Source organism: Pedobacter sp. GR22-10 (assembly GCF_026239715.1).
Taxonomy (GTDB): Bacteria; Bacteroidota; Bacteroidia; order Sphingobacteriales; family Sphingobacteriaceae; genus Pedobacter.
On record NZ_JAPIVR010000006.1, the window covers coordinates 42,457 to 54,582 of the forward strand.

Genomic DNA, 12,126 nt, shown 5'->3' on the forward strand with positions numbered 1-12,126 from the left:
ACCAAAATCCACCGGGAATTTATCAACAAATCACCATAGCTTCATCACTGCTAAAACACATTTAAACAGATGAAAGTTACCGGCTTTACCTTCTTAAGAAATGCAGTTGTAAATGATTATCCGGCAAAGGAAGCCATACTTTCTGTTCTTCCATTATGTGATGAGTTTATTATTGCCCTGGGAAACTCAACGGATGAAACGGCAGAACTGATTAAAAGTATAGATTCTGAAAAAATCAGAATTATTGATACCACCTGGGACGAATCCATTCGCGAAGGCGGCCGTGTTTTTGCCGATGAAACCAATAAAGCGCTTGCTGCAATTTCAAAAGATACGGACTGGATGATCTACATTCAGGGTGATGAAGCCATTCATGAAGATGATCTTCCTTTAATCAGAAAAGAGATGGAACTGGAACTCCATCACGATCATATTGAAGCACTTCTGCTAAAATATAAACATTTTTATGCTTCTTACGATTACCTGGCAGAATCAAGACGCTGGTATCGGCGGGAAGTCCGGATTTTAAAAAACCTGCCCGGCATTCATTCTTATCGCGATGCACAAGGTTTTAGAATTGACAACAGAAAATTGAAAGTTAAATTAATAGATGCCTATATTTATCATTATGGCTGGGTAAAACCACCCCAAGGTTTACAAGGAAAAGTCAGGAATTTTAACCAGTTTTATCAAACAGAAGAATGGATTGAAGAGAATTATCCTGCCCAACAAACGTTTGATATGCACAATGCAGATCGCCTGGTACATTTTAAAGGGACTCATCCAAAAGTAATGAAACAGCGAATTGCCGCAGCAAACTGGAAATATGAGCAGGATTTAACTAAAGAAACCACAAAAATGAATTTCAGAAGAAGGTTGTTGCAAAAAATTGAGGATTTAACAGGGTGGCGTCTCTTTGAATACCGTAACTATAAAATTGTGAAGTAAATGCAAAAAAGCGTTTCTATCGTCATTCCGAATTATAATGGCAAACACTTGCTTGAACAGTATCTGCCTTCAGTTTTTATTGCTGCCGAAAATGCCCAAACAGATTTTGAGGTTATCGTGATTGATGATGGTTCTAAAGATGACAGTATCAGCTTTATCAAACAGCATTATGAAAACATTAAACTTTTGGTTAACGATCAAAACAGGGGCTTTTCTTATACCTGTAATCACGGAATCAAGGCATCTAAACATGAGCTGATTTTACTCTTAAATTCTGATGTGAAATTAGATCCTGACTATTTTTCTGCCCAATGGAAGTATTTTCAACGTGAGGATACCTTTGGAGTGATGGCCAGAATTATGAGTTTCGATGAGACCCGAATTGAAGACGCAGCACGCTTATTATACTATTCTGGTTGCCGAATTAAAGCAAACAAATTTTATCATTGCGAAAACCCGAATGATGATCACGTTTATACGGCTTATCTTTCCGGTGCTAATGCTTTGGTTGATGCCAAAAAACTTAAAGCACTGGGTGGTTTTGACGAGATTTATTCTCCTTTCTCTTCAGAAGATTTTGATTTAAGCTTACGTGCCTGGCAATTAGGCTGGAAATGTTACTATGAGCATCAGTCTTTTTGCTATCATCATGTGAGCGGGAGTACTAAAACCCAGATCAAATCTAAATTTATCAAGAAAGTTTATTATCGAAACCGGTTCATCCTACAGCGCATTCATTTAAATGGAATGCGGCTGAGCCTGCTCCCCTTCTATTTATTTTTTGCAGAAATTATTCCTAAACTTTTAACAGGTAAATTTTGGGTTTGGGATGCTTACCAGCAATACCTGGCTACATTTCATTCGATTGAGCATAGCCGTAATCAACTTGCATCCTTAAAACGGCAACACCATTCTTCAAAAGGCATTTCTGATATCAGAAAAATCATTAATCAATCCATTGTGGGTAAAAACATAAAGCGATTGTAATTTTACTGGCCATGAAGTCTCAAGATATAAAGGTCTGTTTGAAAACCGTACCTTTGTCAAGTTATATTTAGATTTTCAGGGATTGGTTTTGGTCCTTTCCCATTACATTATACTATTTTCCATCGATGAAAATTTACTTCCGCTTGTTATCTTTTGCAAAACCAATTGAGAAATTCGCTATTCCTTATGTGATTGCTACACTTTTTGCGATCACGTTTAATACATTTCTGTTTACTTTACTTGGCCCTCTGCTGGAAACGCTTTTTGTGAAAGATGCACCAACTACATTAAGTAAAGCCAGTTCCTCGCTTGATTTTATGGCTAAATTTAGTCAGCAGATTAACACTTGGATTGATCAGTATGGAAAAACGGAAACATTAAAATTTGTTTGTGTAGTTATTGTGATTACCGTTGTTCTAGCCAACTTGTTTCGCTACTTATCACAGCGTTATATGGAAGATTTACGGGTTCATACCCTGTTGAATTTGCGCAGAACAGTTTTTAATAATGTGATGAACTTGCATATAGGCTATTTCAACAATGAACGCAAAGGCGATATAATTTCTAAGGTGGCATCAGATGTTCAGGTAGTTCAGTTTACCGTAACCAATACGCTTCAAGTTGTTTTTAAGGAGCCCGTTCAATTGCTTTTTTATGTAGGCGTACTGATATCTATTTCTTTAAAACTAACATTATTTTCACTGCTCGTGATTCCAATTTCAGGTTTCATAATCAGTAAAATCGTAAAAAGGTTGAAACAGCAGGCAAAAGAGTCGCATGAATCCTTTGCCCGAATGATAGGCTTTCTTGATGAATCGTTAAGCGGAATCAAAATTGTAAAAGCATTTAATTCTAGTGAAAGGGTAAAAGCGAAGTTTGAAGATGAAAATAAATTTTATTCCTTTTTGAATAGAAAAATGGTCAGGAGGCAGCAATTGGCTTCACCAGTTTCACAGACTTTAGGTGTGCTCGTAGTTGTTTTCATCGTATTATATGGAGGAACAATGATCTTAACCGGACAGGGTGATTTAACACCTTCCAAATTCCTCGTTTACATTGCAACTTTTTCACAGGTAATGCAGCCTGTAAAGGCTCTAACAGATTCATTCAGCGGAATTCATTCCGGAATAGCAGCTGGAGAGCGAGTCTTGGACCTGATTGATACCAAGCCCGATTTAATCGATCAGCCTGATGCAAAATCAGTTCATCAATTTGAAAAATCGCTTGTACTGGAAAATGTTTCTTTCAATTATGGTGAAAAACGGATATTAAATAACATTAACATCAATATTGAAAAAGGAAAAACCATTGCTTTAGTTGGTCCTTCCGGTGGTGGAAAAAGTACATTAATGGATTTAATTCCCAGGTTTCATGACCCTAAATCAGGCTCCATCAAAATGGACGGAACAGATTACAGAGACCTTAAAATTGAAGGTTTGCGTGCTCAAATGGGAATTGTTAATCAGGAGTCTTTTTTATTTAATGATACCATATTTAATAATATAGCCTTTGCAAAGCCCAATGCCACTGAAGCCGAAGTTATAGCGGCAGCAAAAATTGCCAATGCACACGAGTTCATTCTGAATACAGAAAATGGTTACCAATCTTCTGTGGGTGATCGTGGCAATAAATTATCCGGCGGACAAAGACAACGGGTTTGCATTGCCAGAGCTGTACTGGCTAACCCTCCGATAATGTTACTGGATGAGGCAACCTCTGCATTAGATACTGAATCAGAAAAACTGGTTCAGGATGCACTAAACAACTTAATGAAAAACCGCACATCAGTTGTGATTGCCCATCGTTTAAGCACCATTCAATACGCCGATAAAATTGTGGTCATTGATAAAGGTGAAGTGGTAGAAACCGGAAGCCATGCGGAGCTAATGACAAAGAATGGCTTATACAGAAGGTTGATTGATATGCAGGCTTTTAATGATTAAAGCCCTGTTCTAAAATCAACTCTAATTTTAAAGTCTGTTCAATAGCATTAAAACCTTTCGCATATTCCTTGATGTAATTCTTATCATAAGAACTATAATTTTCTTCTATTTGCTCCATGGCTTTAGCTAATTTTGTAAACGAAAGCTGATTAACTACAATGCCAATTTTTTCATTTACATACTCTTCTATACCACCTGAATTGAACCCTGCGATTGGTTTACCCAGATGTGCTGCTTCCTGCATTACAAGCGGAAAAGAATCCTGACGCGAAAGAAGAAGAAAAGCATGCCCCAGATTAAAGTAATCATAATAGTCAGTTGATTTTCTTCCGACGAAAAATAATCTGTCATTATAATCAATCTCCCTTGCTATTTTTGTATAAGCAGTAGTTCCGGAATCATCAATATTACCAATCCATATAATTTTGTGATTTGTTTTTAGCACTTTAAGTAAAGGAATTACAAAATCTACCCCCTTAATTGCATTAACGCTACCAGCCATTACCCAGATAAAATCATTCGCTTTGAAGTTAAATTCCTCTCTAGCAATACTATTATTATTTAATGAAATAAAACGATCATCAACAAAACTATTTAGCAAATGGACATTTTTATGCCCCATGTCTCTTAGATTTTCGCAAACAATTTCAGAACACCCTATGCAAACATCAGACTTTAATAAATTTTCTATTGTTTTACCTTTAACCATATCATAATATAAAGGCATTTCGTGAACATGAGATATAATTTTGACACCAAGTTTTAAAGCAATTTCGTAAGCATCCCTATTTACAATGGTATTAATATACCAGCAGTCTGCTTTGATTTTTTTTTGAATTTTACGCAACTGGTATTCTATTGGATTTATGTTTACCAAATACAATAGAATCCTAAATAACCTCATAAGATAGTTCTTATGCTTTTTATAGCCAATGAAAGAAGTTACATTTACAGGAAGATCATTTAATAACGTACCATCATTTCGGGTAAACAAATAGGGCTCAAATTTCTGAACATTCAGGTTCTCTAAAATATAAAGCAACTGCATTTCAGAACCTGTCCTTCCAAAAAATGGGGTGATAAACAATATTTTTTTTGCTGCTGTAGCTCCTTCTTTTTTTGAAAAACCTGTAGTCATTTTATCTTTTTTTCAGGCTTTAAAGATGCAAAAATCTATGCCATCTTTATAAGCTTATTAACGCTTAAATTATCTTATTTTTACAGCACCTAAACCCAATACATGATTGAGGAGCAAAAAAATCTTATTACGGTGTTAATGCCTGTTTTTAACAGCGAACTTTTTGTAAAAGAAGCTATCGAAAGCATACTCAATCAATCCTATAAAAACTTCGAATTTTTGATTATTAACGATGGAAGTACAGATCAGTCGCACGCCATAATCAGCTCTTTTTTAGATAACCGGATAAAATATGTTAATAATGAAGTGAATAAGGGTATAGTAAATACGTTGAACGAAGGATTGGTGTTGAGTAAGGGCAAATATATCGCCAGAATGGATGCTGATGATATTGCCATGCCCGATCGGTTAACCAAACAAGCTGCTTTTCTAACTGCGAACCCAACCTATAAATTGTGTGGCAGTATGGCGATTGCTATTGATGCAACAGGAAAAGAAATAAGCAACTTAAACCGGCCGCAGCATAGTGCTAAAATCAAAGTATTTAACTTGTTCCGCAATGCTTTTATACATCCAACAATTATGGCAGATGCTGAAACAATAAAGAAATTTGCCTACAGCGAAGATTTTAAATATGCTGAAGATTATTTTTTATTTTCTCAAATCACAATGAGTTATCCGGTTGCAAACTTGCACCAGCGTTTGTTACAATACCGCATTCACGGAGAAAGTATAACATCAAAGAAAAAGGCAGAAATGGTGCAAAGCGAGCTCAAAACCATAGCCTATTTATCATCTTTCTTATTTGATAAAGTAGATCAACAAAGTTTATTGGTTCATCATTCAATCCTGCGCCCTGAAGATGCTGCTTTTTCTGAACATGAAATAGAGCACCACCTGGTAAATATATTAAGAGCCAATCGAAAAAAGCAGGTATTCAACCAAAGGCTTCTTACCAAACAACTTCAAAAAGATTGGTATAACTACCTGCTTAAATCCAACAATAAATATTCCCTTGGTAAGTTTATAGGATCAGATTTATTTACCTTTAGCAATTTAAATTTGAAACAGGTTATCAAACTCCTGCTAAAGTAATCGATCATGGAGCCACTCATTTCTATAGCGCTTTGTACCTATAATGGCGCTAACTTTTTACAACAACAACTGGATAGTATTCTTAACCAAACCTATAAACACATTGAACTGGTTATTGTTGATGATGGTTCTTCTGATGGCACAAAAGATATATTGAAACAATATGCTGCTAAATATGAACAGATTAAACTGTATTTTAACGAAACGAACATCGGTTTTAATGCCAACTTTCAAAAAGCCATATCTTTTTGTTCAGGCGATTTTATAGCCATAAGCGATCAGGATGACATATGGCTGGAGCACAAATTAGCGCTATTACATCAGAATATAGGAGATAACTGGCTGATTTTTTCGAATTCAGAATGGATAGATCAAACAGAAAATCTCATTGGGCGACAAACATTAAATGCCGATTTTAAATTGGGGAACCGTGATTACAGAAGCGCACTATTCTATAATTCGGTTACCGGGCATACCACTCTTTTTTCAAAGGCACTGTTACCCTACATATCTCCAATTCCTGAAACAGGATATTATGACTGGTGGATCGGGTTTGTAGCCCTATATCATCACAAAATTACTTGTTTAAATGAATGTTTAACACTGCACAGAATCCATAGTTCTTCAGTGATGCACAAGTTTAAAGGTAATGTAAAAACCAACATCAAAGCAGAACGTTTTAAAGAAATTGATCTGAATCTTTTCCTTTTAGGCAAGTATAAAAACTTAAAAGAAGCAGATAAAAAACTGATTGGTAAAATATATGCCGCCCACCATAAAAAAGGATACAGTCTATATTTAATCAGGCTTATCTATAAACATTATCAAGATTATTTTCCTGATCTGAAAAACAGAACAGGATTAAGCAGACTAAATTTTGCTATTAAATTTTCCAAAAAATTTTAGGCTACAGCACTTATTAAACACATGAAAATTTACCGTTGGATAGATAAATACAATTATAAAGTCTCAATTAAGATTACGAAGAGATATTATACCGGAATATCAAAAAGAAGAACAAAATTATATTCCTTATCGCCATCTTTTTGGGGAGACTACCTGCTGCGTTTATTACTGGTATTTGCGTCTGTTATTTTTGTTAAAAAATCTGCTTTTAAAGGTTTTTACAATATTATATCCCGTAAATTCTCTCCTTTTTTCTCTTCAGATACCAACCCCATAATTTATATTAAAACAAGAGATTTGATTTCAGCATTATTTGGTTACCGGTATTTTGTTGATGAGGCTACTCCAGATCTTTTAGACAGGAAGATCATTCTTGCAGAAAAAATAGTATTTCAACGTTCAGAGGAGCCATTTATTAGCGTTATCGTAACTGGCAACTATCGCTTAGATTCTCTTTATAACTGTTTAAAATCTTTAAGCGATCACATTTCTGAAAAACATACTTTTGAGGTTATTGTATTCAAAAATCAAGATCACCATGTCAATTCTTTCCTGAATAATAATGTTAAAGGAATTATTCTTTTAGAAACGGCTTCTTTTGCATCAATTTCAGAAAATGCAAAAGGAAATTTAATCTATATCCAATCAAGTGAGGCTATAATAAAGAAAAATTGTGTTGAACTCCTTGCCGAAGTACTGAAAAATAAAGATGTAGGCTGTGCAGGGGCAAAACACCTTCATAGAAATGGCTTACTTATTAGAACAGAAGGCGACACTATTTTTTATGAGGACAGCACTCATCCTGAATTTAATTCTCAAAGAGAAATTACACATTATGCTTCAGCTAATTTTATTTTCCACAGAGATCATTTGAGTAACTTAAACCTGTCTGATATTGATCTTCTTTCGTCGGTTTATATCGGAGATCAGATTGGTCAATACCTTGCCGGCAAAAACAAAAAGGTTATTTATCAACCTTTGGCAGAGGTGGTGTGCTATAATATCCATCAGTTAAAGGCCCAGGCCTTAATTGAAAAGCCTGCACAAAAAACTATATTATTTATCGATGATGTTATCCCAACACCCGATCAGGATTCTGGTTCGAACAGGATATTCAAAATTATGCAGCTGATAAAAGCTTTAGGATTTCACGTTATATTTCTACCTGCCAACGGTGAGAAAAAACCACGTTATTCTAATCAGATGATTTTGGAAGGGTTCGAAGTGCTATACCGTTTTCCTAATATGCGCGGACTGATCAAAATTCTCGAAGGTAAGCTTCAGGACATTGATGCTGTGTGGCTATGCAAACCGCACAATAATGAGCAGTTTAAGTTTCTATTTGAGCAGGAAAAAGATTTATTCTGGATTTATGACACAATTGATCTCCATTTTTTAAGGTTGCAGCGGGAAGGCAATCTTTCTGGAGACCAATCTGTTATTCAAGCCGCCAATGATGTTAAACAGGTAGAACTCAATATTGCAAAACGTGCCAGCATTACCCTGGCCATTACAAAGGATGAAAAAGAAGTTTTAGAAAACGAAGGCATAAACAATGTTGAGATAATACCTAATATCCACGAAATAAAAACTGTAACCGAATCTGCAGTTTCTTTCAGCTTAAGAAATGGTTTACTTTTTATTGGTGGTTATCTGCACAAACCCAACATAGATGCTGTGCAATGGTTAGTTAAAGAAATTATGCCTTTGGTATGGGCCGTCGATCCTCAGATAACCTTAACGCTTTTAGGGAGCAACCCTACAGATGAAATACTTGCGCTGCGCTCGGATAAGGTAATTGTTCCTGGTTATATACATGATGTTTCAGCATATTTCTATAGTAACCGAATATTTGTATCACCATTACGATTTGGTGCAGGTATGAAAGGGAAAATTGGCCAGAGTTTAGAATATGGACTTCCAATTGTTTCTACTGATATTGGCGTAGAAGGTATTGGGTTAACAAATGGCCACGATGTAATGGTAGCGAATGATACCAAAGATTTTGCAGAAAAAATCATTCAGTTATATAATTCTCCCGATCTTTGGAGTAACATCAGAAACAATTCGATTAACGCGTTAAAAGCATACACCCCTGAAGTGATAAAACTGCAACTGGAAGAATTATTAAGAAATTTGAGCAACAAAAAGTAGTATGAGCGAACAAAAGATCTCAATTATTACTGTTAATTATAATAATTGCACCGGGCTTGAAAAAACGATGAGCAGTGTTTTTTCGCAAAGTGCCGCCAATATCGAATTTATTGTTATTGATGGTGATAGTAATGATGGTAGCGCCAAATTATTAAACCAAAATACACATAAGATTACCTACTGGATAAGCGAACCCGACAGGGGGATTTATCATGCAATGAATAAGGGAATAAACATTGCTACCGGAGATTATATCTTATTCCTCAACAGTGGTGATTGGCTTTACAGCGATACGGTAATTTCGCAGTCGCTTAAGGCCATGAAAGAACAACTGGATATTTATTATGGCGACATTATTTATGATGAGATACATCAGCAGAGTAAACGAGTGTTTCCGGATCAGTTAAATTTTGCCTTCTTTTTCGAACAAAACATATCGCACCAGGCCAGTTTTATCAAGAGAACTTTGTTTAAAACGATCTTTCTTTACAATGAAAATTTCAAAATTGTATCTGACTGGGAATTTTTCACCTATGCCATATGCAAGCGGGAAGCCTCGTATAAACACCTCGATATCATCATCACCAATTATGATGCAACAGGCATTTCTTCCAATACCGATAACCATATAGTAATGAACTCGGAGCGCGAAGTATCTTTAAATAATCACTTTCCTGAGTTTATAGCTGATTATAATTACTTTAAACATTTAAGGGATAAAAAAGCAGAACAGTTTTTGTACATTAAACAGCATCCGTTAGCGTACAAATGTTTAAAAGCATTTATTAATCTCATTTTACTTTTTTTACCAAAGTTTAAAAAATCAGCCTAAAAATTATGGTTAAGGTTTTATATGATCATCAAATATTTACAGAGCAAACCTATGGAGGCATTTCCAGGTATTTTAAGTATCTGATGAATGGAATAAAGAAAACAGAACAGGTAGAGTATAAACTAGGCCTTTTAAGATCCAATAACTATTATATCAGAGATGAACAACAGCCTTTAAGCAGTCCCTTATTTAATCCGCTTTTTAAAACACAAGAGAAACTTCTTAAACGCAATAACTCATACAGCAAATACCTGCTTAAGAAAAATGATTTCTCTGTTTTTCATCCTACATATTTTAACCCTTATTTTCTAAAGTACCTGAAAAAGCCGCTGGTTATAACCGTTCATGATATGACCTATGAGGCACTACCCCAATTTTTCCCTTCATCTGATCCTTTACCTTTTTATAAAAGAATATTAATGGAGAAGGCAGATAAAATTATAGCTATATCCGAAATAACAAAAACCGACATATTAAAATATAGCAATGTTAATGTAGATAAAATAGAAGTTGTGCATCATGGAATAGATCTGGCTGAACCAGTGTACGCTCCTGTTGAAGGCTTACCTGAGCAGTACATTTTATTTGTTGGTGCCAGATGGAGTTATAAAAATTTCCATTTAACAGTAGAGGCTTTTAAAAAATTAACACAAAAATACCCCGGGTTACGCCTGGTATTTGCAGGTGGCGGGGCTCTAAGCTATGGCGATTCTGAGTTTTTAATACGCAATAATATTTTAGACAAGACCATACAATTATCTGTTAGTGATGATCAGCTGAATACACTTTATAAAAATGCCCTATGCTTTGTTTATCCTTCACTATACGAAGGTTTCGGATTGCCAATATTAGAAGCTTTTAAGAATAATTGTCCTGTTTTGCTTAGTAACTGCAGCTGTTTTGAAGAGATTGCAGGAAACGCTGCACAGTATTTCGATGGCCAATCTTTACAATCGTTGACAGAAAAGTTAGAAATTATTATCTCATCTTCTCCTCTTAGAAGAGAAATGGGTAATGCAGGAAAAAAAAAATCGCTTGAATATCCTATTGATAAATGTATTTCGAAAACAATTGAGCTGTATAAAAAAATTATTTAAATGCCTGCAGTCTAAGCAAAAATCGTTCAACCCTTAAAAAAAGACTTGAACCATCTTTTAAACCTTCTTCTATAAAAATTGTGTTTTTTTAAGTAGGCCATTTCCGCTAACTTACCCCGAATATTAAATTCTTCGAATAAAAGATTATAATCTGCCTCTTTTTCCGGCACCATATATTTTGGATGAACCAGCTCTCCCAGTTCCTCTAAAGGAACATTGGCAAAAGGACTATTGGCATTGGTAGTATTTTCTGCAAACTGATCGAATCCAATGTTACTTACCAGATTATAATTAGGAACAATGTTTAGTGAATGACTAAATAAGTGTAAAAACGTTACCTGATAATCCCATGTATCAATTTTACCCTCCTTGGTTTCATTAAATATTTCAACCCACCTATCAACAATTAGAGGATCTTCAAATATTCTTTGCAGTGGTTCTCTAACTTCATCTGCGTTGTACTGGCTTAAATTCTTATCATAGTTATTCCAGGATCTTTTCCAGGTAGCCCAGCCCCAGCCGTTGGTTAAATTAGAAAAATAATATGAGCCTTTACCCCATTTTTTTTTCGTGTCGAAATTAAAGCCAGATATCAGCCAGATTCTTGTATCATTCCGGTATTTCTCCAGCAAATTATCACAATAATAAAAAAAACTGATAGAGGGCAAACAATCATGCTCTAATATAATTCCCTCTTCCTCATGTTGAAAAAACCAATCGATTGCAGAGGATATGGCTTCTTTTGGCCCCAAATTCTTTTCTCTGAATAAGGTATGTACTTCGCATTCCCAATCAATAAAACCCATTACTGATTCTTTAGCTTTATTACAATCTTCTGCCTCTGTTGCCCGGTTTTCCCGTGGACCATCGCAGGTAAGATATAATTGCGAAGGTTTAGCCTGCTTAATTCGTTCTAAAACTTTCAGCGTAGTATCAGTTCTATTAAAAAAAATAAATAATATTGCTGATTGAGTTTGATAAGCGGTATAATTTGTAGACATATTGGGTTTAAGCAGGCAAAAATTG

10 protein-coding genes are annotated in these 12,126 nt (G+C 35.1%); 8 read left to right on the top strand and 2 right to left on the bottom strand.

Annotation, left to right across the window (positions count from 1 at the left end; translation table 11 throughout):
• Positions 1–69 precede the first annotated feature (69 nt).
• The 3 genes from OQX64_RS20455 to OQX64_RS20465 all read left to right on the top strand — a co-directional run bounded on the left by OQX64_RS20455 (position 70) and on the right by OQX64_RS20465 (position 3,878).
• Positions 70–948: a glycosyltransferase family 2 protein gene (locus tag OQX64_RS20455; RefSeq protein ID WP_265820157.1), complete on the top strand. Its 879-nt coding sequence runs from the start codon at positions 70–72 to the stop codon at positions 946–948.
• Positions 949–1,935 (top strand): glycosyltransferase family 2 protein, encoded by a 987-nt coding sequence (locus OQX64_RS20460; protein ID WP_265820158.1) that lies wholly within the window; start codon positions 949–951, stop codon positions 1,933–1,935.
• A 125-nt stretch (positions 1,936–2,060) separates the two neighbouring features.
• Positions 2,061–3,878: an ABC transporter ATP-binding protein gene (locus OQX64_RS20465; RefSeq protein ID WP_265820159.1), complete on the top strand. Its 1,818-nt coding sequence runs from the start codon at positions 2,061–2,063 to the stop codon at positions 3,876–3,878.
• Here the strand turns inward: OQX64_RS20465 and OQX64_RS20470 are convergent.
• Complete coding sequence (locus tag OQX64_RS20470; protein ID WP_265820160.1) at positions 3,868–5,016, bottom strand: glycosyltransferase family 4 protein; 1,149 nt, start codon at positions 5,014–5,016, stop codon at positions 3,868–3,870. The two genes, OQX64_RS20465 and OQX64_RS20470, sit on opposite strands and share 11 nt — an antisense overlap.
• A 102-nt stretch (positions 5,017–5,118) precedes the next feature.
• Here OQX64_RS20470 and OQX64_RS20475 point away from each other — a divergent pair, with 102 nt between their 5' ends.
• Genes OQX64_RS20475 through OQX64_RS20495 form a run of 5 tightly spaced genes read left to right on the top strand, consistent with a single transcriptional unit; the run spans position 5,119 to position 11,100 of the window.
• Positions 5,119–6,111 carry a glycosyltransferase family 2 protein gene (locus tag OQX64_RS20475; RefSeq protein WP_265820161.1) on the top strand — a complete coding sequence of 331 codons (993 nt, stop codon included), beginning with the start codon at positions 5,119–5,121 and terminating at the stop codon, positions 6,109–6,111.
• A gap of 6 nt (positions 6,112–6,117) precedes the next feature.
• Positions 6,118–7,017, top strand: coding sequence for a glycosyltransferase (locus tag OQX64_RS20480; protein WP_265820162.1), 900 nt, complete (start codon positions 6,118–6,120; stop codon positions 7,015–7,017).
• Positions 7,018–7,038: 21 nt separating this feature from the next.
• A complete protein-coding gene (locus OQX64_RS20485; protein ID WP_265820163.1) occupies positions 7,039–9,171 on the top strand; it encodes a glycosyltransferase in 2,133 nt (710 codons plus the stop codon).
• A 1-nt stretch (position 9,172) separates the two neighbouring features.
• Positions 9,173–10,003, top strand: coding sequence for a glycosyltransferase family 2 protein (locus tag OQX64_RS20490; RefSeq protein ID WP_265820164.1), 831 nt, complete (start codon positions 9,173–9,175; stop codon positions 10,001–10,003).
• Positions 10,004–10,008: 5 nt separating this feature from the next.
• Positions 10,009–11,100, top strand: a complete 1,092-nt coding sequence (locus tag OQX64_RS20495; protein ID WP_265820165.1) for a glycosyltransferase family 4 protein — start codon at positions 10,009–10,011, stop codon at positions 11,098–11,100.
• A gap of 26 nt (positions 11,101–11,126) precedes the next feature.
• Here OQX64_RS20495 and OQX64_RS20500 read toward each other — a convergent pair whose 3' ends face one another.
• Complete coding sequence (locus OQX64_RS20500; protein WP_265820166.1) at positions 11,127–12,101, bottom strand: nucleotide-diphospho-sugar transferase; 975 nt, start codon at positions 12,099–12,101, stop codon at positions 11,127–11,129.
• Positions 12,102–12,126: the final 25 nt, after the last annotated feature.

Excerpts from the sequence above, each read along its gene's own strand:
- OQX64_RS20455 (WP_265820157.1), top strand. The coding sequence starts at position 70 with ATGAAAGTTACCGGCTTTACCTTCTTAAGAAATGCAGTTGTAAATGAT.
- OQX64_RS20465 (WP_265820159.1), top strand. The coding sequence starts at position 2,061 with ATGAAAATTTACTTCCGCTTGTTATCTTTTGCAAAACCAATTGAGAAA.
- OQX64_RS20475 (WP_265820161.1), top strand. The coding sequence starts at position 5,119 with ATGATTGAGGAGCAAAAAAATCTTATTACGGTGTTAATGCCTGTTTTT.
- OQX64_RS20485 (WP_265820163.1), top strand. The coding sequence starts at position 7,039 with ATGAAAATTTACCGTTGGATAGATAAATACAATTATAAAGTCTCAATT.
- OQX64_RS20480 (WP_265820162.1), top strand. The coding sequence starts at position 6,118 with ATGGAGCCACTCATTTCTATAGCGCTTTGTACCTATAATGGCGCTAAC.
- OQX64_RS20490 (WP_265820164.1), top strand. The coding sequence starts at position 9,173 with ATGAGCGAACAAAAGATCTCAATTATTACTGTTAATTATAATAATTGC.
- OQX64_RS20470 (WP_265820160.1), bottom strand. The coding sequence starts at position 5,016 with ATGACTACAGGTTTTTCAAAAAAAGAAGGAGCTACAGCAGCAAAAAAA.
- OQX64_RS20495 (WP_265820165.1), top strand. The coding sequence starts at position 10,009 with ATGGTTAAGGTTTTATATGATCATCAAATATTTACAGAGCAAACCTAT.
- OQX64_RS20500 (WP_265820166.1), bottom strand. The coding sequence starts at position 12,101 with ATGTCTACAAATTATACCGCTTATCAAACTCAATCAGCAATATTATTT.
- OQX64_RS20460 (WP_265820158.1), top strand. The coding sequence starts at position 949 with ATGCAAAAAAGCGTTTCTATCGTCATTCCGAATTATAATGGCAAACAC.